The sequence below is a fragment of the Lysinibacillus sp. 2017 genome, from assembly GCF_003073375.1.
In the GTDB taxonomy this organism is placed as follows: Bacteria; Bacillota; Bacilli; order Bacillales_A; family Planococcaceae; genus Solibacillus.
Genome location: NZ_CP029002.1, coordinates 2,810,999 through 2,834,730 on the forward strand (window position 1 = coordinate 2,810,999; position 23,732 = coordinate 2,834,730).

Consider the following 23,732-nt stretch of genomic DNA (forward strand, 5'->3'; position numbering starts at 1 on the left):
ATTTACAACGATAAGAAATCTTATTAACACTGGATATGTTTTGGGGAAGAGCCAATAATAATTCTATAAAAACCTTGTATGCATAATTTTTAACCCCCGTCGATAATTTAGAACAGGGGCTATGCTTGTTTGGACTTTTAGAATCAAAAACTGCTAAACCCATAACCTTTTAAGAGAAGCTGATTTAATTTTATTGATACCAAACAGCTTGAGAATTATACATATTATAATAAACACCTTTCTTATTTATTAAATCTTCATGGTTTCCAATTTCAGCAATTTCGCCTTTATTCATAACTATAATTCTATCTGCAATTCTAGCAGATGCCATTCTATGTGATATAAAAATTGCTGTTTTATCCTTAACTAAATCAATAAATTTTTCAAAAATATAAATTTCTGTTTTTGGATCTAAAGCAGCTGTGGGTTCGTCTAACACAATTATATTCGAACCCTTAAATAATGCTCTAGACAAGGCAATTTTTTGCCATTCACCTCCCGATATATCTACACTATCTGGATGTATCTTACCAAGATTGGTATTTATTCCATTAGGTAACTTTTTAATCAAATTATTAATTTCCATTTCATTAACTACACTATTTATTTTTATATCATTATTTATATCTGAAATATTACTAAAAGCTATATTTTCCTTAACCGAGTAAGAAAACTTTACAAAGTCTTGAAATATTACAGTTATATTCTCTCTTAAACTTGTTTTTTCTATTTGTCTAATTTCATTTTCACCAAATAATATATCTCCCTTTGTAGGTTGATATAATCCAACTAAAATTTTGATTAACGTGCTTTTCCCTGATCCGTTGTCACCTACAATAGCAATTTTCTCATTTTCTTTAATTTCTAGGGAAATATTTTTCAAAGTATATTCTTGATTTATAGGATATTTATAAAACAAATTTCTAATTCTTATATTTTTAACATTTGTTATTTTAACTGTCTTCCCTATCATATTTGTATTATTTTCAGTTTCACTATTTTCAAAATCCATAAAATCAAAGAAATCTTTGACATAGAGGCTGCTTTCTAAAATTACGGCCAACAATAATGAAATGTGATTAATTCTTTGTTGTAATTCTTTCATGGCTTGTATTATTGTAACGAAATTACCAATACTTAATTTTTTTAAATTTATTATCTTAACTGTCACCATTGTTGCTAGTGCATATAAGATTGCCGAGAGTCCATCTAGTCCGATATTCATATTTCTTTGTTTCTTAAGAATATGTATTAACCTAGAATTATTGGTTAATATAATCTTACTCCACTTTTCTAAAAAAGTATTTCCTAAATTAAACAATCTTACCTCTTTTGCGCTTTGCTTGTTACTAAGTAGTCCATGTATATAACTTGCTTCTCTTAATTCGGTAGTTTGACCTATAAGTAAATTAAACTTAGCTTGTCCATATTTGTACTGAATAATAAAGGTTGGAATTCCTACTACTACTGCCATAATTACTAGTATCCAATGAGCAAAAAATAAAAAACTTATAAAAGATAAGATACTAATAACATTTTGTAAAGATTCTAATATATTTTTAATGGGTCTTAAAAATTTTGTCCCATAATTATTTTTTATGCGAAATTGATGATTATAAAAAGAAGGTAGCTCAAAACAAGAATAAGGTACACTAATTAGTTTATTCATTATCATTTTACCCAATTCGTAATGTAGTAATTGTTCCATACTTGTATCTAAAACATTCAGAAAATTGGTAATTCCTGATTTAATTATTGCAAAAACTAATTGAAGTATTATTAATTTAATAATTAATAACATACTACTATTATCACCTTTTACAAAAAGCGCAATCTCGTTGATGAGAGTTTGGAGTACCCATAACTCGGCGAATGGAAGTAGTCCATTCACAATTCTGAAAAATACAGTAGCAAATAACCACGATTTTTTTATATAGTAGATTAATTTAATGGATCTGATTAAATATGAAATCATCATAATTTCTCCTAGAATTAAAGGTAGGTAGTAGACTACCAGAATCCACACTTTTATCAACTACAACTTTATAACTTAAGAAGATTTATTAAATCGTAAATAAGATATTAATAATTCAAAATCCTTCTTATGATTTACTAGACCTTTCTCCAGCACTTTATCGTCTCTTGAAAGTAAGTAAGCAAAAGGGAAGCCAGTAATGCCAAGATTATGAAGTTGTTCATGTTTAATTAACGCTAATTGGAATTTTTCTAAATTATACAAATGAATATTTTCTCGAGCCTGTTCTTCGGTTGCTAGCATCAATATATTGAATTGCAAATTTCCAAACTCTTTTCTCAAATCCTCAAGATAAGGATAAACTCTTTTACATACTTCGCAACCATATGAAGTAATAATTATTACCGAACCCACTTTAATTTTAGGTTTTGTAAAAGGAGAACCTCCTATGGTTTTTAGTTGCGTCAATGGATAGACTTCACCTTTCTTTAATCCATCTTCATTTTTCGGAAGTCTTTTGTTTGTAGATGAGTCAATCAATAACTTATATAAATACAGCATCATTATGGATAATACAAGAAGCATTAAGTTAACTGTAAGAAGATATATTAAATTGATCATGATTTTGGTATCCGCCTTAAAGTAGTTAATTTTTTAAAGTTCTTGGATAAATAATACAGAATCATAATGTTAATACTAGCAAAGCACAACATAAAATTCTTCTCGAATGAGTAGGTTGTAATGCCCACCTCAATTTTGCTAAAGAAAAGAAGATTTAATAAAATGAAAAGAAAGACTATCCTAGGGTATGTAGATTTCCCCAACTTTTCATCTGACAGCTCTCCAAAACAATTACAACTTATTTGTAGCCTTTTAATTTGACTATAGATTGCTGTAATAAAAAAAGATAGAATCAAAAAGAACAATATAACCTCTCCGTAAAAACTTGTCTTTTTAAAAATAATAAGCAATGAAACTAGTGCCTCTAGAGAAAGAATTAATATCGCAGCGATAAAAGAAAAGTACTTATTAAAACCTAACGATGAGAATACATTTAGGAACTTTGTGAAGGTAAAAATTTTAGAAATAAATGAAAAAAGGAATATAGTACTTATTAAAATTTTGATAAATAATATTAATTCTGAAATTATCCTACACACCTTTCTAATTATACAAAAGACAAGGGTATTACCTTGCCTTTTGTACATTTAAAACTTAATTTTTAACCAAAAAATCCACATCCACAGTGTGTTCTAGGAGGTTCCGACGGATACCCAGCATAACAGTATTCTACGGTATATACACCTCCGGCTCCACAAGGATTAGTAGAACAAACAATTTTTTCGCAATCGCTTGTCATTGGTTGGAATTCATCCAAAATTTCATCCATAATTAACATCCACCTTTCTTTTTTAGAACTAATAATAATATATTCATTTTAGAAGTGTTTAATTACAAATAATGGGAAATATTCATGATTTGTTTCTAGTTCACATCTACAATAAGCATCCATCACACTTCAATACTGTTTATAACATTATTAACTAAACAATATTGTCTTTCCTGAATCTAAAGAAGCACTGGAAGATTAGGATAGACAATTGGACTCATTTTGCTCATATCCTTTAAAAATATTCATTCCTATATCGGTCATAAAAAAAGAATGTATTTAGTAAATGTATTTTCTATATTCAGTAAGATGAATATAGAAAGCGTGTTATAGTTTGAAAAATTCATGAATAGATGAATAGATTAATATAATAGTGAAATATTTAATTTTGAAATAATTAACTAAAATTAAGTATTGGAGGCGGTAATCATAAAAAAGAAATTATTTTTTATTAGTATAGTTTTATTTTGTGGGATTTTCGTTGCTTGGAAGATAAATAAACAAGATGGTAATATGGAAACGACGATTTCTAAACAGGTGGATATAGAAGAGTTCATACCAGAAGGGATAGAACCCGGAAATTTTAGTGAGTATGATATTACATTGAAAATGGATGATAAAGGTAAATTTCAATTAGAAACCAATGTATTAATTAAAAATCTATCTACCGATGATTGGAATCAATTAATTTTTTATTTTATACCTAATATGTTTGCAAAAAGTGTTTCACCAGATCTAGAACATCCCTCAACTGTTAATTTTCATAACATTTCTATTGATGGAAAAAAGGTTAATTATACACTAGAAAAAGATACATTAAACATAATGCTTTTAGAAAAGTTGAAACCTAACCGAGACGTTAAAGTTAATTTTTCCTATGAACTAACCCTTCCCGAAAAAGGCTTAAGATTTACGAAAAGTAATGGTAACTATCATTTAGCCCAATTTTATCCAATGATTGCCACATATAGAAACCATCAATGGAACAAGGAAGCGTACCGATATAGAGGAGAGACCTATCATACCACATTTAGCAATTTCAAATTAGCGTATGACATTCCTAAAGAGTACACTTTAGTTTCTTCATTTGAACAAGAAGTATTTCCAACCCCAAACAAGGGTTTGATTGAAATTAAGAATGTGAAGGAGATATTTCTTGCTATATTAAAAGATCCAATACTAGTGGAGAACGAGGAAGGCATTTCCATTAGAGTATTTGGATTTGAGGAGAAAAAAGAGGAACTATATCAAGAAATACTCACCGAAGCTACCGATGCATTAAATTATTTCGAAGAAGTTATGGGGCATTATCCTTTTAATCAATTAGATATTGTATTAGATGGGTTGGGTATGGAGTATCCGGGAATTGTAACAGCAAATTCGATTTATAATAGTGGTCCTAGCAATTCTAGCCAGCTTAAAAGTATGGTAGTTCATGAGATTGCTCATCAGTGGTTTTATGGGATGATTAGTAATGATCCTTATAATAATGCATGGTTAGATGAAGGTTTCGCGGGATTTGCAACTAGTCTATTCAAGTTTTCAAGTTCGAAACAAAGTGAAACCTATAATTCGCTGTACAGAATTGATCCAAACCTAGAACTACCAGTTAATTTACCACTTGATCAATACGAATCTAACATTATGAGCTCATATGTCTATGGAAAATCTACCATAATGTTATGGGAATTATTTAAAGATAATGGGGAGATAAAAGAAGCTGAAGAATTTTTGAAAATTTATTATCAATTTTATAAAAATAAAGAGATTGATTCTAAAGAATTTATGAGATTTGCAAAATACTATTTTAATTTAAAAGATGATTCCTTATTTGAAGGTTGGTTAGAACTATAAAAAACTAAAAATACAAAAAACAAGATAAGTAAAAATTCGGAAGCACCGAATCATGTTTAAATTTATTTTAGGCTTGAATTGGTGCTCTTTTTTGATTTTATCTTGTTTTAGCTACCTATACACGAGGTGTTTTTATGACAATGTTGGAACAAAATCGTCCCTTTCGTCTAAAAGTAGGCAGACTTCGCCCAGTAGCAAGCTATCCCTATTTTCGAGACTACATGTGGCTTTTGAATAAAGTTTGATAAAAAGTAGCCTGCAAACTCGCATTCTTACGTGTACCACCGTAGCACCGTTTATAAAAAAGATTGACCAAAACGAGTATTTTTCATCACTTTTTATAATAATGATTGACCAAAATAGTTTGATAAACGTTGTTATTATAAGGTTTCTGTAAAAAGACTGTTTATTTTGATCAAACTTTACAAATGATCAATCTTTATTTCAAATCAACACTACAAATGGATTGTCAGAGGTCGCGAGTCAGTGTGCAACGTTATTTAAGCAGACTCGCAGCGGCTCATACGCCACTAGGCACATTACGAGAGCAGTTGTCAGCAGTTTATTTAGTTTTTTGATGAAAAGTATGAGATGAAAAACCTACGCAACTTGCAAGATAAGCATATTGTTACCTATGTCAAGTATCGGGAAGAGCTTGGGTGTATTTCGCAAATGAAAAGTGAGCCATTTCGCAATTGAACACGAGGTCCTTTTCAGTGGACAAGATAATTGTCGCAGCATGTTTTTCGGTAGGCTTTACATGGAGCCTCTGCGGGCATAATTCTCGCTCAAAAGGCGTAGTAACAGGAATTTAACGCCCGCATCAGGGTATCATGCCCGCCACTCCAAATAAAGCCGACGTGTGCTTCTGGAAAAGACAGATAGTGTAAAGTGGCTCACTGGCTCAGTTAACAATTGGCTCAATATTGGGATGCGATATACACTTGGGATTAGCGATAAGACGCTAAAAGGCGATTTAGGAGCAATCTGTTACATGCTAAATTTAGTTCCCAATGCAAAGTATGAATTATCAACTAATGAAAATCTTGCTAAAAACTATGATGTACAACTTGATAAAACACCAGCTGTAAAAGGGGATACGTCTTGGAAGCAAAAAGAGTATGAGATATGCGTACTTTAATAGATAATCTATCGCAATAAGACGGCTTTCGAGGGCTGACTGCAAAGGAGGTTAGAGACATATTGCCAATCTATCGGACGATGGACTTGCGGAACACCGAGGTAGTGGCGATGAAACGTTTACAAGCAGAACTGGTATATACGAGGGCAATGGAGAGTCTAAAAACGGTATACATCGCTCTGTACGTCTTTCTGATGATGCAAGAGGGGTTATTGGAAGAACGAATCTCTCAAATCGAACGAGGGCTTGTATTCGTCCGAGAAGGCGAGAAAGTCAATCAAGTGGGAAATTTCCGTTGTGAAAAGTTTTTAGAGCGTCATAGGAGGCTTGTAGAGACTCCCGAAGGGCGTTTCTATCATGAGTACAAGAGTGAAATCTAATAAACTCACTTATCATGGTTTACGTTATTGCTATGTGCATGAACGTATGGCGGAGGAAGTTGGGTATAGTGGGATTGACATAATTAAAACTTATATGGGCGTTAAATAATTTTTGGCAAAGATAGAGCGTACCCACTTATACACCATAAAAAAATTTTTGTTTAAGTGGGGTTGCTTAAGCAACTAAAAATACTTCGTAATTGAACCTAACAGGGGTATTTAAAAAGTAATTAATTTTTTTTCTTTTGAGTTTGGTTTATGGATGTATTTTTTATATTTTATTAAGAATTTTTTGTATGGCAGTTATATAGCCTGCCTTATATATCTGAATGCCGTTTTCTTTTACTCTGCCATAATTATCTTTAGTCCATCCCTGATGGTTCAGAAATTCGTTTGATATGGCATTTCTCAGTGCATCTATTTCGGTATCTGTCAGATTATAAGAAGGCTCGACTATAACGACATCCTTATTTTTGCTTAGATCGTTTCTAGAACGCATATCAATCGTAAAGGTTGTTTGTTCCTTTAGCAGAGAGTTTTCTCTTTTGAGCTTTTTATTCTCTGCCATAAGCATACCAACCAATGCCTTTGTTGTTGGTTCGGAGATACTTGCTAAGATATCATCGTTTACGGTTGTTCTCTTTTCTTTTTTAGGCTTTTTAGTGGTAGTTTTATAGTATTCAGCCCACTGGCTTATCAAAACTCTGTAATCCTCTGCATTTTTGTTTCTAAGTGCCTGTTCACTTGGACCGCCATCATTTGCTATCAATCTGGCTATAGTGCCAATGGAAAAATCTTTTATGTCAGACTCGGACTGTTTTTTACAGGCGTTATTTATGAGTTCTAATGTTTTCTTTTTCCTTGTAGAAGCGTTCTCGTAAAACTTAGAGAACAGTTCATCTGGATGCAATTCCATCATATATCCTCCAATACATAAATAATTCTTAATCAATAGTAGAACTGTCTATATTGGTAACAAATTACTGTTTAAAGTCACAGATTTAAGTTCATTAACAAACTCATTCTCAAACCCGATTTCTTCAAGTTTCTTACGCCCGAGTGCATAAGGAATAGCATCTTTATAACTACCTGCACGATTAATTAAAAGCCTCATGAATTGATTTCCTGCAATGAGCTGTTCTTCTTCTGTTAATGAGAACATAACGGGCATTTTATTGTTATTTCTTAATGTTAAATCTATGATTTGAGATCTTTGAAGAACTGCCTTGCTTGCATCTGTTTCAGGAAACAGTTCCGCCCCATTACAGATGATTTGAAGCTGTTCAAGTTCATGCTCAATGTTATTAATAGAAATTCCAACATCCGATATAGAACCTACGGTTACAAGCTGAACTCCATCATCAGAAGATGTTTTATTGATTAACTTCATGCACTTATCAATAAGACGAAGAGTGGCATTATAATCGTTTGCTAGCTTATCATTCTTTTGTATCTCCTGTGCATATAATTGCTCATATTTAAGAAATTCATGATGTTTTGTAAATATGGTTCCATTAAGTTCACATTCGTATTTTTCATTTTCTAAAAGTTCTATACCATGCTGATATTTAATCACTCGTTTTCCTATTTCGCCCATATTGTAGCCTATGGTATTAAAATGATGCACTAAGCCCGGAAGAAAAGCAGGACTGGTTACGAACCATCTACATCTGACACAGTTCTGCTCTGGAAAACCCGGAACAACACCATAAGTGAGTTTATCTGTATCATTATTAACATATGTGCCACCTGAATCGCATCCAAAACAGCCTTTAGGACAAATTCCTTTATCACTTATAATAATACTTGCACCTGATTTTTGAGCGTTGATTACTGCCTGATAAGCTATTGGGTCATTCGCAGCTACACTTGTTTCTAACTGTTCATACTTTGAATCTCTAATAAATCTATCAAAAGCTTCTTTATCATTTTCAAGAATGCTCTTTTCAGCCTGATTCATTGTATCTGTAACATATGAAATACCTGCTTTTGTATAATAAAGAGTCATAATGAGTCTTGCGTGACCTGTGATAGCCTTTGAAAGAATAGGCATTGGAACTCCACCTTCAAGAGCATAGGCAGTTATAAGTGATACTCTGAGTGAATGAAGGGGATAATAAGTCGAATCTGTACGGTCTGGACGCACAAATTTTAATGTTCTTTCTTCTTCGGATGATGTATTTTCTTTAAGCTGAACCTCAAGCTGTTTAAGTGTCTTATACCAAAAAGTACCCATTCCGCTTACTGCTATTGGTAAGCGTTCATGTCCTATTGAAGTAGGGTCTCTGAAAAGAAATGTGATTTCCCCCTTTTGTTTTAAAATCTTCACATCTTTTATTTCTCCTAAGTGATTTCTTGTCAGTTCTGTCCATTTTGCAGGTCGAGAAATAGGATTGTACTTCACCTGCCAATCCCTAAGTTTTGCAAGCCAGTATTGTGCTTCTTCGTACTGCCAAGGAATGTCATAACCTCTATCTGATTCCTCTTTGTTGATGTCTGCTGTTTTATTCGTATTGATAAAAAAACCTGTCATTTCAAGCTGCGTTGTATTGTCTTTGAATTTACGAAGAACGCCTCTTTTAAAAGGATTCCTTTCTGTACCCTGACTTAAATGTGAATCATTCTTAATCCATTTTCCAGCCACATCTCGCATAGACTGCACATACTTATATGTATCCATTTCTCCACTGTCAAGCATACGCACCTGATAAGTTCTTAAAGGAAGAAGGAGCTTAGTTAAAAGCAACACAGTAGTCCCCGGAAACCACATCTCATATACTTCTTTAGAAAGTCCTTTTTCTTTCTGTTCATACGGGGAAGTTTTTCTGACTCTGTAAACACAGTCTGGGTCATTTTCATCAATAACGGACTTATCAACAATGAACCAATCACCACCTGTACTTGAATCGCCTGCACTTTGTGCAAATTTCAAGTCTTTAAAGCAGGTTGCATTTTGAGGACAGAGTATATTACGAAGGTCTTTTATGTATCTATAAGGCAGGACATTCTTATTTGATTCATTACGTTGCGATAATTTTACAGAGTCTGGTAAGTATTTTGTTAGAGGATTTTCAAATTCTGCCGGAGTAAGCTTATTTCCTAAATCATCTTCAACCGAAAACCTCTCCGCAATAATCCAGTCAACAAATTCAACAACCTTTTTTGCTTCAATTAAAGCATGGAATTGTGAGCCTCTTTCTGCATAAATAATCTCGTAAAAATCTGGAGTGTCATATTTTATTGAAATGAACTCTTGCACAGACCTAGTGATGTCTTCTTCAATAACATATTTCTTAAAGAAGTTTGTTAAACATGTAAGTGCTTTTGCTTTGCCTCTTACAACCGTCTTTATCCATTCTGTGGCATATTCATTCCATTGCCGTAAATCAGAATCATATCCTAAAAGCCATTCGAAGTTTTCACTCGTGGTCGTTCCATGGAACCTTAACTCAAGTTCTCTTTTCCTAGCTTTTTCCTTTAACTGTTCAAGCCTCAGATTTTCTTTTGGCGATAATGCATTATCACCAAAAGCTCCGTTTTCAATAAAATCTCGGAGCCATCTCATAACAGTTCTATGGCTAACATCATATTCTCGCTTAATATTCCTTGCTGCTTTGCCGTTGCAAAGTTCTTCAATCATTTTATACTTAAAAAAATTATCATATTTTTTTCTTCCCATTTATTTTCTCCTATATCTGTATCTGTTTTGCTGTTTAGTTTCTTCATTCATCCATGCATCAATCTCAGTCTGCATTGGAAGTACATAACCATTATCCAAAGATGCAGTGGCATTATTTAGTGAAGCTGTAACATCTGCAACTGTTGGCTCTGTGTATACTTTCTGAGACTCTATTGATTTGTGGTGCATGGCAATTTGTTTGATGCGGTCAGGTATATTGGCATTTTTAAGACTTTGACCATATGCGTGTCTATGTCCGTGTGGAGTAGTGCCATCTTTCTTTCCGACTGTCAAACCAATCTTTTCAATCGCTTTTTCGTGAGACTCTCTCTGAGTCCTAAGTGGCATCATTTCTCCAAGTGTCTTAGGCGAATGTGAGACAAAGGCAAATGGGTGAGTATCCTTAATGCCATCTCTTAACCTTTTTGCCATATACATTTTCCATACAGACATAAAGATGTATCCCCATTCCTTTGACAACCAGTAAACATGCATGTATTTATCTTGATCGTTATCAAGTCTTGGCTCTTTCCACCCTGCAAATCGTTTGTCCTGTGCGGAATACATATTGCGTGGTAGCAAACCATATTTTAACAGCAGATAGCTTTCTCTGTCTGTTATATATTTACCGATATTAGGGTTCTTGAAATCCTGCGGGGCCTTTCCTTCGCTTGGATGATAGATTCGTACCACAGCAAGATTTAGGTCTTCATGGTCAGGGAAGACGTCCTGTACCCATAAATGAAATACTTCACTATGCCTAAGTCCACCGCCATGCATCAGTATAGTAATGGCAATATCACGCCAGTTATAACGATCAACAAGGTCTAATTCATAGTTCTTTCTTGTATTCTTAAACCCTTCCCATAGGAGATCATGTATTTTATTTTCGGGGAATGCTTTTGTATCTCCTTTTGATGAGTATGGTTTTCTTCTTCTAACAGCATTGCGAGCTAATTTTGCAGTTTCAGAGATTTCATGAACATCATTTAAATGCCCTAGAAATGAGTTCTGACTTTTGTTTATCTGTGCCATCCAGTTAAGTCGTTCTTCATATCTTGTGGCTTTTCTCCAAGGGTTTAATTGAACAGCTCCATATTCTTCATATAACCAATCTGATAACCCATTTAAAGCAGATAAAAGCATATTCGCTGTTTCAACTCTTTTAGGTAACCAATAAAGTCCCGAAGGGTCTAAACCTTCTTCATTTATTGTTCCTGAATAAACAGACTCCGTAAATGTATCAAAGAATTCTTTTGGAGAAGAATAACATTTCTGATTAGCTTCCATATAATCAAGCAATAGTCCAACAGCTTGTACTAACTTCTTATGCCAAGTTCTGCTTTTACTACGATTCTTTAATTGATATCTGTGTAATTGTTCAAAAAGCATTGTCTCTCCATTATACTCAACTAGAAGAGTAGGAAAGTCTATGCTCCTGCCTGTATTATCCCTATATGTTTTTGAAGATACCTGAACATATCTCATATATATCCTCCTATACCTATAGTTTGATTATAATATTACATATAATACCAAAGATATTTACATATAACTACAATAAAAAAGGTACTACATCATTAAAATGTAATACCTTTTTAGTAGTTTGATTATAAATATTTCACCCTAGATAATCTACATTCTAATGGGCGACATCATTACGCTTGAATATGGCGTGCGATTTTTTCTGTTAATTTTGTTGTTACTTTTGGTAATAATACTTTAATTGCAGGAGTTAATACAGCTCCTGAAAGACCACCAGCCGTTACTTCAACTGTAGCTGTCATATATGTACCACCGTCTTTTGGTTCAGCTTTAAATTCGCCGCCACCTTTGATGTTATCGGATAAACCTTTAATTTCGAATTTAATATTCGTTGGTTCATTCATTTCGACGATTTTAATTTCTATTTCAACTTTTTTCGTTAAGCCTTTAAAGCTACCTTCGAACGTCCAAATTGATGTTTGAGCATCGATATCTTTATGTTCTTTATAAGCAGGTACTAACGTTGCCCACTTTTCAATTTTACTTACGAAGCTCCATACTTTGTCTTGGCTTACTGGAATTTGTACTGAATGTGATGCTTGTGCCATCGTTCCACACTACTTTCTACGTTTAGATCGTTAAATGGTTGAATAATCATTTACTACTATAGTATTGCACAAAAACTTATGTGACTAAATAGTTATTTTCTACCTTAATGCAACAATTATGTAGCTTAAAAGTGAACAATTTTTCAAGTTTTTATTCGAAAAATACATTTCAGTAATAAGCTATATAAGGTTAATTAAAATTAAAATCATGATACCGCCATAAATCGTAACAATCCCATCAGCAATCCTTTGTTTTTTCGAACTTTTTTTATAGGTATCAATATAGAAAAGGAAGATTAACACAAGAAGGACGACCAGCATACACACATCTTTATGAAATACATATGAATTCGAGTCAAATAATCTAAATAACCACTGTACGCCAAAATAAACGGCAAGGGAAATGCCAAAATTCCTCCAGAATGCACCTTTCCTTTTCTCAACCATTGGCAACTTCAATAATTTTCTTACTAAAAAATGAAGGCCAAAAATACCACCTAAAAATAATAAGTAGACTGTAAAAATTGGCGGCTCTTTTATACTATCCTTCCATTTTGTAAAACTTACAGCAGATTCATCCTTTAAACTGTAATATAAATTAGTTTGCACATCTTGTACCGCGTACCAACTTTCATAAGGAAATACTTTTAATTTTAAGTGCCCGCCATTAGACATTTCCACTAAAACATCTGTATTAATTTGAAAATCTGGTTCTTGCTCCATTACTTCCATATCTCGCAAAAACTGATTCATTTTGATGGTATCAGCTTCACCATTAAATTCATGCACTTGCATATAGCGACTAGAAGCTCTCGCAAAAAATTGATCATCTTCACTTTGCTTTGAACTGATGAAAAATTTTTCTACTTGCGCTTGTTGTATTAATGTTTCAAATGAGGTTGCGTTTAATTGTGGCTGTTCCCCTTGTTTTGGGCCTACGACAAAGAATAAAATGATTACACTACAAAACGCAAAAAGCGTGAGTGGGTAACGCCAATTTATCGAACGCTGAGATGCTTTTCGCACTATTTTCGCTTTGACTTCCGGCGTAAACTTTGGTTCAAGTCCAATATGTTGATCAATTTCATCTTTCCACTTCGTCATATTGCAGCACCTCCCATTCCAATTCAGCTAGTAGCGGTTTTAATTTTTCACGACCACGTGTAAGTCTTGTTTTAATCGTATTTTCACTTACTTGCAATAGCTCAGCAATTTCTCTAACTTTATAGTCATCATAATAATGTAAAATAAGCACTTCTCTGTATTTAATAGGGAGCTTTAGTAGTGCTTCAACTAATTGTGACTGTTGCTCTTCGATGATTATTGTTTGTTCCGCGGATGGTGTGACATATTTTTGTGTTACGAAATGGCTCATTTTTCGCTTCCAGCTTCGTAAATAGTCATGACTTTTATGTATCGTTATTTTTACTAAATAAGTTTTCAACGAGGCGCGCCCTTCAAATCGTTGCTGTTGTTTGTAATAGGCTAAAAAGACATCTTGGACAATTTCTTCAGCGGCAGCCCAATCTTTCACATATAAATACGCTACACGGATACAATACTCACCGTAAGCTTCCATCACTTCTTTTAAATGCGTTGTCAAAAGCTCACCCCTTTCACCTTTTTCTTTATAGTCGCATATTTTCAAGAAATAGTTTCAATTTTATTGAATTTTTTTTCAAATTAAAAAGCTACCCAAAAATCAACCGATTTAGGTAGCCTCTATTGTCAATGATGATGGTTATGGTGATGTTCTTCTTGCGCTTTGAATGTACAGAGTAAGCTTTCATCATGTGGATGCATAGCTGATTCCACTTGGATTGTAACATGATGAATACCTTTGTCTAGTAATTGGTGTTCAATCGTTTTAAGCAACTTTTCACTTTCACCAATTGGTAATTGTGCAGCCACAACGATGTGACATGTAAACATATTAAAGCCACTTGAAATCGTCCAAATGTGTAAATCATGTAGCGCAAGTACTTGCTCATTCGAACCAATTTGTCGCGCAATTTTTTCTACATCAATCGTTTCTGGTGCACCTTCCATTAAAATATGAACGGATGCCTTCATAATGCTATAGCCACTTCGGAATACTAAAATAGCAACGATTACACTAGCAAGTGGGTCAGCCCAAAGCCAACCAAAGCCCATCATTAGCAGTGCAGCCACAATTGCTCCGACAGAACCCAACATGTCGCTAATGACATGCAAAAAAGCCCCACGCATATTTAAATTATCTTTCGTATCCGCACCGCGCGTCATGAGCCAAGCTACAAAAATATTGACGATCAACCCAATTGCACTAATGATCAACATCCCAACTGATGCAACCTCAGGTGGTTTTATAAAGCGACCGATTGCTTCATAACATATAAAAATCGCAATAAGCATTAAGGTCATGCCGTTAAATGCAGCTGCCAACACTTCAAAACGTTTATATCCAAATGTTTTTTGATTGGACACCGCACGCTCACCTAACATAAACGCAATCAATGCAATACCCAGTGAAATAGCATCACTTAACATATGTCCTGCATCTGAAAGTAGCGCTAAACTATTCGTGAAAAAACCACCGATTGCTTCAACCAGCATAAAAGTTGTAATGATTATAAAGGAAATCTTTAAAGTCTTTTTATTATTTGTATGATGATGCTCTGACATGTTATATCTCCCCTCCCAAATTGACAGATGCGTAATTTAATCGTATATCAAAATCATGTTTTTATCCTTACTTAATAGTTAATAGGACTTTATACTTCAATAATATTCTTAGTAAATGTAAATAACATGAAATAACTTACGGTCGTTTGATGTCATTATATGAACATTAACCTATTATAGATAAGTACTTTTTCATTAATAAATCAATAAAAATTCATATTTTTCACCCATTTTTGTTTAACATTGACATATAATAATAAATAGAGAATTTATCTACTTTGTTAAAGAGGTGTTTTCATTGTCAAAAATAGAACAAATTTTAATTCAAGATGTTGCGCCTGGTGACATTTTAGCTACTGACATATTTATCGATCGACAATTACTAATGAAAAAAGATAGTAAACTAACGGAAAAGGGAATTGAGTTATTAAAAAAGAAAAGTGTTCAATTCATTTCTATTTATTATAATGAAACTTCCATTCTTCCAAATACATTTCTTCCTGAACAAAGCGCTAAAGAAGAACAACTTGAGCAACCAAATTTCACGTTCAATTTCAACAATATATCCAGTATTTCCGCTACACCAGAAGCTCAAAAAGTTAATTTTTATACCCTTTTAGCGGAACTAGATATTGAAATTCGCTACGGTCAAATATTAAAAGATGAAACTGATATCGATTACTTACAAGATTTATTAAATGTAATTATGAGTAATGATGTTTATTTTGATCATTTAATGCAACTGAAACGATGGGATTATGTAGGTTATTTGCATTGCATCGACGCCTTTATTATCGGTACTTTGTTTGCGCGCAAATTACAATTACGCAATATTGAGCAAATTGCGATTGGTTATTTATTGCATGATATTGGAAAACTGAGAATTCCAAAAGAGATTTTGCAAAAACCAGGTCGTCTTAATACTAAAGAGTTTGAATTAATGAAATCGCATACAATTGAAGGCGAAAAAATCTTCAAACAAATAGGACTTTTAGATTATTCTTATTTAGCACGCTCACACCATGAACGTAGAAATGGAGAAGGTTACCCTGAAAGCATCCCTTCTGTTTTTACAACAGAGCTTGAAATTCTGCAAATTATCGATGTGTATTCTGCTATTACGATGAAACGAGCGTACCGCGATGCCATGCGGGCTGCCGATGCTTTTAGTTTATTATATCGTGATGAAGATATGTTCAATGAGGGCTTATTAACACAATTTGTTGACTTTATTGGTATTTACCCAGAAAACTCCATCGTTCTACTATCAGATGATTTTCATGCAATCGTTGAAAAGGCGAATCCCCAATTCCCTACTTCACCACGCGTGAAATGTATTGAAACGGGCGTATCTTTCCACATTTCTATTAATAATGACATCGAAATCGTTCAAATGATTTCACACCAATCTGAAAATAAAGATGAGTTACTGAATACATTTTATAATGAACTCGTTAGTGCCAATGTAGAAAGCGCCAAAAAAACTTATTTAAAGCTAGTTGACAACTTTAAAATGTCAGAATATTTCACCAAAATATTCATTCCCGTGTATCAAATCTTAAATTTGTTGAAGATGCAAAAGGCAATTTATGATACAAAATTCACACAAGTTGTAGAATATATGGAACAATTAATGCAGCAAAAAATCGATGAGCAGATCGATAATGACAACTACAATGAAAGAATTTTATTATTAGTCGATAATGAATTTAAAAATGAGTATTTATTTACAGTATTTTTAGGACTCATTCATAATGAGCACATTTATCCTCATGTATTGCCAATTGATGCAAGCTTGGATAAGATTTTGATGACGATTGATAATGAAAAAATTGAGAAAACTTGCGTTATTAGCGGTTCTTCAGCAGATACATTTTTATTATCTTATTTACCAAATACGTATGAACTATCCAAAAACCGCGTAGAGCATTATTTATTAGATTTAGTCGGTGAAAATAAAGACCGTTTTGAATTTGATTATCTTCTACAAGAATATTCAATCGACCAACTTGTATACTTCTAGACAAAAAAGGTAATTCTGCTTTATTTAAATTAGCAGAATTACCTTTTTTATTTCAATTCAAACTTATACCCAAATCCCCGTACGGTTTGGATATAAATTGGCTTTGTTGGATTACTTTCAATTTTTTTACGCAACATGCTAATATGTACAGTTACAGCTTTTAAGTCGACAAACTCATCATAACCCCAAACCTGATTTATAATTTGCTCCACGCTCAATACTTGATTTTGATTTTCAACAAGATAAAACAATATTTGCTTTTCTTTTGTAAATAGATGTAATTCTTTCCCTTGTTTATATACTGTTTTTTCTTCAAAATCTATCAAGATATCATTATTTACTACTAGTTGATTTTTTTTATGTACCTTTTTCCGATTCAAGTGTGCCTTGATACGAGCAATTACCTCTTTAGGAACGAATGGTTTTGTAATATAATCGTCTGCGCCTACGTCAAAACCCTGTAATTTATCTTCAACCGTATTATTTGCCGTAATAAAAAAAATAATTACTTCTGAAGTTTTTCTGATTTCTATTGCAAGATCACTACCATTACCATCAGGTAAATTAATATCTACTAACATGAGATCTACTTTTTGTGTAGAAAATACTTGTAAACCTTCTTGAATCGTTGTCGCTTTTAACACATGATAACCTGCATTTTGAACATACAAAGAAAGTACTTCCAAAATGTCCGAGTCATCCTCGATAATTAAAATCGTCGTATCTTCCATCGTTTTCCTTCCTTTCTCGTCTATTCTGTAGGGTAGATTCTAGCACTTATTATAAAATAATATCATATTTTACAATTGTTTCAAATTATAAACAAAAGTAGCTACCCTCTAATTTTGGGTAGCTACTTATTTGAATCGTTATTTAACTACGATATTTACTAATTTACCTGGAATCACAATGACTTTTACCACTGTTTTGCCATCGATAAATTCTTGTACTTTACTATCTGCAAGTGCAATTTTTTCTAATTCTTCTTTAGTAATATCTTTTGTCACTTGTACTTTTGCACGTACTTTGCCTAATACTTGAACAACAACTTCGATTTCATCGTCAACAAGTTTCGACTCGTCAAACATTGGCCACTGTTCATACGTAATTGTACCTTCATGACCTAAAATCGCCCAAAGTTCTTCTGCCACGTGTGGTGCAATTGGAGATAATAGTTTCACAAAGCCTTCTGCATACTCAGTAGGAACTACATCTGCTTTATAGCAGTCATTGATGAATACCATCATTTGTGAAATCGCCGTATTGAAACGAATACCTTCGTAATCCTCTGTCACTTTTTTCACAGTTTGGTGATACACTTTTTCTAATGTTGTATCAGCTGAATCTTGTACTTTTGCAGCAAGTTGTCCTTCATCTGTGACAAATAAACGCCAAATACGGTCTAAGAAACGACGAGCACCATCAAGGCCATTTGTATTCCAAGCAACAGATGCTTCTAATGGGCCCATGAACATTTCGTATAAACGAAGTGTATCGGCACCATGAGATTCAACGATTTCATCTGGGTTTACAACATTACCTTTAGATTTTGACATTTTTTCGTTACCTTCACCTAAGATCATCCCTTGGTTAAATAACTTTTGGAATGGTTCTTTCGTGTGAACAACGCCCATATCGTAAAGTACTTTATGCCAGAAACGCGCATATAGTAAGTGAAGTACTGCATGCTCAGCTCCACCGATATAAATATCAGCTGGTAACCAACGTTTAAGTAGTTCTGGATCGGCAATTGCGGTCTCGTTTGTTGGATCAATGTAGCGTAAGAAGTACCATGAAGAACCAGCCCATTGTGGCATTGTATTTGTTTCACGACGCCCTTTTAAGCCTGTTATAGGGTCTACTACATTTACCCATTCTTCAATATTTGCAAGTGGTGATTCACCTGTACCTGAAGGATGGATATTTGTTGTTTTTGGTAGCTCTAATGGCAGCTGATCAACAGGAACAGTTGTCATTGTACCATCTTCCCAGTGAATTACTGGAATTGGCTCGCCCCAATAACGTTGACGACTGAATAACCAGTCACGTAGACGGTACGTAATTTTCTTTTCACCCACACCGTTTTCTTGTAACCATTCGATAGCTTTCGCGATACCATCAATTTTATTTAAACCATCTAGGAAGCCTGAGTTAATGTGTACACCGTCACCAGTGAACGCTTCTTTCTCGATGTCGCCACCTTCTAATACTGCTTTAATTTCGATGCCAAATTCTTTTGCGAATTCATAGTCACGCTCATCATGTGCAGGAACAGCCATGATTGCACCTGTACCATAAGTAGATAGTACGTAATCTGCAATCCAAATCGGCATTTTTTCACCGTTAATTGGATTGATTGCATAAGCACCCGTAAATACACCTGTTTTTTCTTTTGCTAAATCTGTACGTTCAAGGTCAGATTTTAATGCCACTTTTTCTAAGTAAGCTTCTACTGCAGCTTTTTGTTCTGGTGCTGTAATATCTGCTACTAGCTTATGTTCTGGAGCTAATACACAGTATGTCGCACCAAATAATGTATCTGGACGTGTTGTGAACACTTCAAATGAAGCATCTGTTCCATCTACTGCGAAGCGAACTTGTGCACCTTCAGAACGACCAATCCAGTTACGCTGCATTTCTTTGATTGATTCTGGCCAATCTACCTCTTCTAAATCATCAATTAAACGGTCTGCATATTTTGTAATACGTAGCACCCATTGACGCATTGGACGGCGTACTACTGGGTGATTTCCACGTTCAGAAAGACCATCGATTACTTCTTCATTAGCAAGTACTGTACCTAATGCTTCACACCAGTTTACAGCTACTTCATCCACATAAGCTAAATCCATCTCCACTAATTTCGTGAAAATCCATTGTGTCCATTTGTAGTATGAAGGGTCTGTTGTATTAATTTCACGATCCCAGTCATAAGAGAAGCCAAGCTCTTGAATTTGACGTTTGAACGTCGCAATATTCTTCGCAGTAAATTCAGCTGGGTCATTCCCTGTATCAAGTGCGTACTGCTCCGCTGGTAAACCAAAAGCATCCCAGCCCATTGGATGAAGTACGTTATAGCCTTGCAGACGTTTGAAACGAGATAAAATATCTGTTGCTGTATAACCTTCTGGGTGACCTACGTGTAGACCAGCACCTGATGGGTACGGAAACATGTCTAATGCATAGAATTTTGGTTTATCGGCTTCATTTTCTGTTTTGAATGTTTTGTTAACATCCCAATATTGCTGCCACTTTTTTTCGATTTTTTGATGATTAAAGCTCACAATTTTTCCTCCTCGTAATGTAAATTATTCTGTGACTTTAGACGATACTGCGTTATTTTTATAATCTTAGCTAATTTAACAGAATATTTCAAAAATAAAAAAACTCGCCCCATTCTTAAATAAATAAGAAGGGACGAGAGGATTTAAAACTCCCGCGGTACCACCCAAATTAGTGACACAGCACTCAGCTTGATTTTCTTAACGCGAATACACGGCTTTTAGCTACTATCAATTTCACTAAAGCAAACTCCGAGGCGAGTTCAATTTAACACTTACTAGCTTCCACCACCTACTAGCTCTCTAAAAAGTGCGACCATTTACTATTCCTCATCACAGTCAAATCTATTATTTCTATTCATTTTAGCGGATTCACTGGAAAAGTACAAGTAACTGTTTAAAGATCCGCCTTTTGTAAACCCCGATCAAATAATAAGCAAGGAATAATCGCAAGGAGGATTAATACAAACAATATGAACATCAATACTTGCATTCCATAAATATCGACCATCGCACCGCCAAACAGCGGCCCAATCATTCGGCCAATTGTAGATGCACTATTCACTAATCCTTGATAAAAGCCCTGTTGCCCTGGTGGTGCTAACTTGTTTGCAATCATCGGAATAACGGGTGTAAAGAACACTTCACCAAATGTTAAAACGACCATCGCTGCTGCAAACATTTTAAAGCTACCTGCAAAATACACAACCATATAGGAAATAGACATTAATAGTAATCCGAATATGAGCTGATGTTTTATTTTCTTTTCCCAATGGGTAACGAGTGGTTTAATAATCGGCTGAATCGCCACGATCATAAAGCCATTGATTGTCCATAATAAGCTATATTGCGATAAACTCATGCCAAGTCCTTGTGTATACGAAGAAATCGTTGCGCTCCATTGAGAATAGCTTAACCAGCATATTACTAGTGAAATACTTAAAATACTAATCGCAATGATAGGCGCTTTATTGCGTGTTTTTTTAGTATCATCTGCCATTGATTTTGTCGCCATTCTACTTGAGTCAAAACGCTTGTATGTTGTCACAACGATTAAAAAGAATAAAATATAAGCAATTAAATTCGCACTAAAAACATAGTCAAATTTAATATCTGCTACTATTCCTGCCAATGCTGGTCCAATTGCAACCCCTACATTATTTGTTAAAAAGATGGCATTAAACGCACGTCGACCACCTTCTGGCCATGCACTCCCTGCAATTGCATAAATTGCTGGATACACCATTCCTCCGCTAAAGCCAAGTAGCGTTAAAAAAATGACATATTGGGGCCAGTCATGCCAAATGGTTAATAATGTAATCGAAATTAAATTTAAAACAACCCCAATTAAAATCGCTTTATATCCACCTAATTTATCAAACAAATATCCACCGATTAAGTTTCCAAATACACCTGCTAATGAATTTAGCATGAGAACAAACCCAGCGATTGTTAATGTTTTTCCTAAATGATCATGTATATAAATACTATTTAAAGGCCATAAAAATGAATTGCCGACCGTATTAACAAAGGTGCCAAGTATTAAAAACCAAACTATTTTAGGCACGTGTTTTCCTCCCTTTACAACTTTTATCCAAACTCCAAGTTTATTCCTGTTGAGAAAAATGTACAAGAAAAAGATTTTCTAATAGTACAGACTGTAGCTACATGATAAAATAAAATGTTAGAGGAGTGAACAGACTAATGACTGAAATAAATTTTCCTTTCCCGTCTGATGGAAAGCGTTATTATACATGGAATCGTTATTTAAGAAATGAATTTGGTAAGAAGGTTTATAAAGTAGCACTTGATGCAGGCTTTGATTGTCCTAACCGTGACGGCACCGTTGCATTTGGTGGCTGTACGTTTTGTTCAGCTGCTGGTTCAGGTGACTTTGCAGGCAATAAAGTAGATCCAATTCCAGTTCAATTTGAACAAATTAAAGCGAAGATGGAGAACAAATGGAAAGATGGCCTAACAATGGCTTATTTCCAAGCATATACAAATACGCACGCCCCACTTGAAGTGTTAAAAGAAAAATTCGAAGCAGCTCTTGCTTGTGAAGGTGTAATGGGTATTTCAATTGCAACTCGACCAGATTGCTTACCAGATGATGTTGTCGAATATTTAGCAGAACTAAATGAACGCACATACCTTTGGGTAGAGCTTGGACTACAAACGGTTCACGAAAAAACGGCGAACTTAATTAACCGCGCTCATGATTATGCAACATATGTTGAAGGTGTCAATAAACTTCGCAAACACGGGATTCGAATCGTCACACATATTATTAACGGTCTTCCCCTTGAAGATTACGATATGATGATGGAAACAGCACGTGAAGTGGCAAAATTAGATGTACAAGGTATTAAAATTCATTTACTGCATCTATTAAAAGGCACACCACTCGTAAAACAATACGAAAAAGGGATGCTTGAGTTTATGGAAAAAGATGCGTACGTGAAACTCGTTGCGGATCAGCTCGAAATCATTCCACCAGAAATGATTGTGCACCGAATTACTGGTGACGGTCCTATTGACTTAATGGTGGGTCCAATGTGGTCCGTAAACAAATGGGAAGTATTAAATGGGATTGATGCGGAGTTAGAGCGTCGTGGATCATGGCAAGGAAAGCACTATAAAGCGGAAGTGATCAGCGAATGAAACTCGAACGCGTGATCCAATATGCACAAACTTTATTAGAAATGTCGATTACTGAAGGTGATATTGCAGTCGATGCAACAGCAGGTAATGGACATGATACGTTATTTTTAGCAAATTTAGTTGGCGATGATGGTTATGTGTATGCATTCGACGTTCAAAAAGAAGCAGTCGATGCAACACTTCATCGTTTACTCGACAACGCACTTGAACACCGTGCTATCGTATTAAGAGACGGACATGAAAATGTCGCAAACTATGTAACAAAGCCTGTAGCAGGTGCCATTTTCAATCTTGGATACTTACCGGGCAGTAATCATGATATTGTGACAATGCCAAATACAACGATCCAAGCACTTGAAAGCTTACTGAAGTTATTAAAAGTAGGTGGCATCATTGTGCTAGTCGTTTATCATGGACATGAAGGCGGTAAAGAAGAGCGTGATGAGGTCATATCGTATGTAAGTAATTTACCGCAAAAGTACATCCACGTTTTACGCTATGAATTTATAAATCAAAAAAATGATCCGCCATTTATTATTGCACTAGAAAAAGTAAAAGATATTCCATTAGAGAGCTAAGATATCTTAG

The 23,732-nt window shown here is 34.3% G+C and carries 19 protein-coding genes and 1 other annotated feature; of the genes, 6 read left to right on the forward strand and 13 right to left on the reverse strand.

What is annotated here, in order from left to right; genetic code table 11:
- Window positions 1-190 precede the first annotated feature (190 nt).
- From DCE79_RS13660 to DCE79_RS18995, 3 genes are all read right to left on the reverse strand, one after another.
- Complete coding sequence (locus tag DCE79_RS13660; RefSeq protein ID WP_159083108.1) at window positions 191-1,975, reverse strand: ABC transporter ATP-binding protein; 1,785 nt, start codon at window positions 1,973-1,975, stop codon at window positions 191-193.
- A gap of 75 nt (window positions 1,976-2,050) precedes the next feature.
- Window positions 2,051-2,596, reverse strand: coding sequence for a TlpA family protein disulfide reductase (locus DCE79_RS13665; RefSeq protein WP_108713592.1), 546 nt, complete (start codon window positions 2,594-2,596; stop codon window positions 2,051-2,053).
- Window positions 2,593-3,183, reverse strand: a complete 591-nt coding sequence (locus DCE79_RS18995) for a MauE/DoxX family redox-associated membrane protein (RefSeq protein ID WP_369916782.1) — start codon at window positions 3,181-3,183, stop codon at window positions 2,593-2,595. Before DCE79_RS18995 ends, DCE79_RS13665 begins: the two co-directional genes overlap by 4 nt.
- A gap of 596 nt (window positions 3,184-3,779) precedes the next feature.
- On the opposite strand from DCE79_RS18995, the gene DCE79_RS13675 reads away from it, so the two are divergent.
- The 3 genes from DCE79_RS13675 to DCE79_RS13680 all read left to right on the forward strand — a co-directional run bounded on the left by DCE79_RS13675 (window position 3,780) and on the right by DCE79_RS13680 (window position 6,740).
- Window positions 3,780-5,219: a M1 family metallopeptidase gene (locus DCE79_RS13675; protein ID WP_135841907.1), complete on the forward strand. Its 1,440-nt coding sequence runs from the start codon at window positions 3,780-3,782 to the stop codon at window positions 5,217-5,219.
- 862 nt (window positions 5,220-6,081) lie between these two features.
- The gene (locus DCE79_RS18550; RefSeq protein ID WP_159083109.1) at window positions 6,082-6,360 is read left to right on the forward strand and encodes a hypothetical protein; all 279 of its coding nucleotides are present in this window, start codon (window positions 6,082-6,084) and stop codon (window positions 6,358-6,360) included.
- A gap of 110 nt (window positions 6,361-6,470) precedes the next feature.
- Window positions 6,471-6,740, forward strand: a complete 270-nt coding sequence (locus DCE79_RS13680; protein WP_159083110.1) for a hypothetical protein — start codon at window positions 6,471-6,473, stop codon at window positions 6,738-6,740.
- Window positions 6,741-7,011: 271 nt separating this feature from the next.
- On the opposite strand, the gene gmtX is transcribed toward DCE79_RS13680, so the two are convergent.
- The 7 genes from gmtX to DCE79_RS13715 form a co-directional block, all read right to left on the reverse strand.
- The gene (gene gmtX / locus DCE79_RS13685; protein WP_108713596.1) at window positions 7,012-7,656 is read right to left on the reverse strand and encodes a gamma-mobile-trio protein GmtX; all 645 of its coding nucleotides are present in this window, start codon (window positions 7,654-7,656) and stop codon (window positions 7,012-7,014) included.
- 48 nt (window positions 7,657-7,704) lie between these two features.
- Window positions 7,705-10,419: a gamma-mobile-trio integrase GmtZ gene (locus tag DCE79_RS13690; protein WP_108713597.1), complete on the reverse strand. Its 2,715-nt coding sequence runs from the start codon at window positions 10,417-10,419 to the stop codon at window positions 7,705-7,707.
- On the reverse strand, window positions 10,420-11,907 hold the full coding sequence (gmtY, locus tag DCE79_RS13695; protein WP_108713598.1) for a gamma-mobile-trio recombinase GmtY: 1,488 nt from the start codon (window positions 11,905-11,907) through the stop codon (window positions 10,420-10,422).
- A gap of 170 nt (window positions 11,908-12,077) precedes the next feature.
- Entirely contained in the window at window positions 12,078-12,512 is a 435-nt protein-coding gene (locus DCE79_RS13700; RefSeq protein ID WP_108713599.1) for an SRPBCC family protein, read from the reverse strand.
- A gap of 180 nt (window positions 12,513-12,692) precedes the next feature.
- Window positions 12,693-13,616, reverse strand: a complete 924-nt coding sequence (locus tag DCE79_RS13705) for a hypothetical protein (RefSeq protein WP_108713600.1) — start codon at window positions 13,614-13,616, stop codon at window positions 12,693-12,695.
- Entirely contained in the window at window positions 13,597-14,115 is a 519-nt protein-coding gene (locus DCE79_RS13710; RefSeq protein ID WP_199912277.1) for a sigma-70 family RNA polymerase sigma factor, read from the reverse strand. Before DCE79_RS13710 ends, DCE79_RS13705 begins: the two co-directional genes overlap by 20 nt.
- Before the next feature lie 125 nt (window positions 14,116-14,240).
- Window positions 14,241-15,176, reverse strand: a complete 936-nt coding sequence (locus DCE79_RS13715; RefSeq protein ID WP_108713601.1) for a cation diffusion facilitator family transporter — start codon at window positions 15,174-15,176, stop codon at window positions 14,241-14,243.
- A gap of 298 nt (window positions 15,177-15,474) precedes the next feature.
- On the opposite strand from DCE79_RS13715, the gene DCE79_RS13720 reads away from it, so the two are divergent.
- Window positions 15,475-17,199, forward strand: coding sequence for an HD-GYP domain-containing protein (locus DCE79_RS13720; RefSeq protein ID WP_108713602.1), 1,725 nt, complete (start codon window positions 15,475-15,477; stop codon window positions 17,197-17,199).
- Window positions 17,200-17,246: 47 nt separating this feature from the next.
- Here DCE79_RS13720 and DCE79_RS13725 read toward each other — a convergent pair whose 3' ends face one another.
- The 3 genes from DCE79_RS13725 to DCE79_RS13735 form a co-directional block, all read right to left on the reverse strand.
- Complete coding sequence (locus DCE79_RS13725; protein WP_108713603.1) at window positions 17,247-17,930, reverse strand: response regulator transcription factor; 684 nt, start codon at window positions 17,928-17,930, stop codon at window positions 17,247-17,249.
- 138 nt (window positions 17,931-18,068) lie between these two features.
- Window positions 18,069-20,483 (reverse strand): leucine--tRNA ligase, encoded by a 2,415-nt coding sequence (gene leuS, locus DCE79_RS13730; protein WP_108713604.1) that lies wholly within the window; start codon window positions 20,481-20,483, stop codon window positions 18,069-18,071.
- A 126-nt stretch (window positions 20,484-20,609) separates the two neighbouring features.
- Window positions 20,610-20,826, reverse strand: a binding site (T-box leader).
- Window positions 20,827-20,877: 51 nt separating this feature from the next.
- Window positions 20,878-22,047, reverse strand: coding sequence for an MDR family MFS transporter (locus DCE79_RS13735; protein WP_108713605.1), 1,170 nt, complete (start codon window positions 22,045-22,047; stop codon window positions 20,878-20,880).
- A 137-nt stretch (window positions 22,048-22,184) separates the two neighbouring features.
- Here DCE79_RS13735 and DCE79_RS13740 point away from each other — a divergent pair, with 137 nt between their 5' ends.
- The gene (locus tag DCE79_RS13740) at window positions 22,185-23,144 is read left to right on the forward strand and encodes a tRNA modification radical SAM protein MnmL/YtqA (protein ID WP_108713606.1); all 960 of its coding nucleotides are present in this window, start codon (window positions 22,185-22,187) and stop codon (window positions 23,142-23,144) included.
- On the forward strand, window positions 23,141-23,722 hold the full coding sequence (locus DCE79_RS13745) for a tRNA 5-(aminomethyl)-2-thiouridylate-methyltransferase MnmM (RefSeq protein WP_108713607.1): 582 nt from the start codon (window positions 23,141-23,143) through the stop codon (window positions 23,720-23,722). Before DCE79_RS13740 ends, DCE79_RS13745 begins: the two co-directional genes overlap by 4 nt.
- Window positions 23,723-23,732 lie beyond the last annotated feature (10 nt).

Excerpts from the sequence above, each read along its gene's own strand:
- DCE79_RS13660 (WP_159083108.1), bottom strand. The coding sequence starts at position 1,975 with ATGATTTCATATTTAATCAGATCCATTAAATTAATCTACTATATAAAA.
- DCE79_RS13665 (WP_108713592.1), bottom strand. The coding sequence starts at position 2,596 with ATGATCAATTTAATATATCTTCTTACAGTTAACTTAATGCTTCTTGTA.
- DCE79_RS18995 (WP_369916782.1), bottom strand. The coding sequence starts at position 3,183 with ATGTACAAAAGGCAAGGTAATACCCTTGTCTTTTGTATAATTAGAAAG.
- DCE79_RS13680 (WP_159083110.1), top strand. The coding sequence starts at position 6,471 with ATGAAACGTTTACAAGCAGAACTGGTATATACGAGGGCAATGGAGAGT.
- gmtX (WP_108713596.1), bottom strand. The coding sequence starts at position 7,656 with ATGGAATTGCATCCAGATGAACTGTTCTCTAAGTTTTACGAGAACGCT.
- DCE79_RS13690 (WP_108713597.1), bottom strand. The coding sequence starts at position 10,419 with ATGGGAAGAAAAAAATATGATAATTTTTTTAAGTATAAAATGATTGAA.
- gmtY (WP_108713598.1), bottom strand. The coding sequence starts at position 11,907 with ATGAGATATGTTCAGGTATCTTCAAAAACATATAGGGATAATACAGGC.
- DCE79_RS13700 (WP_108713599.1), bottom strand. The coding sequence starts at position 12,512 with ATGGCACAAGCATCACATTCAGTACAAATTCCAGTAAGCCAAGACAAA.
- DCE79_RS13705 (WP_108713600.1), bottom strand. The coding sequence starts at position 13,616 with ATGACGAAGTGGAAAGATGAAATTGATCAACATATTGGACTTGAACCA.
- DCE79_RS13715 (WP_108713601.1), bottom strand. The coding sequence starts at position 15,176 with ATGTCAGAGCATCATCATACAAATAATAAAAAGACTTTAAAGATTTCC.
- DCE79_RS13725 (WP_108713603.1), bottom strand. The coding sequence starts at position 17,930 with ATGGAAGATACGACGATTTTAATTATCGAGGATGACTCGGACATTTTG.
- DCE79_RS13740 (WP_108713606.1), top strand. The coding sequence starts at position 22,185 with ATGACTGAAATAAATTTTCCTTTCCCGTCTGATGGAAAGCGTTATTAT.
- DCE79_RS13745 (WP_108713607.1), top strand. The coding sequence starts at position 23,141 with ATGAAACTCGAACGCGTGATCCAATATGCACAAACTTTATTAGAAATG.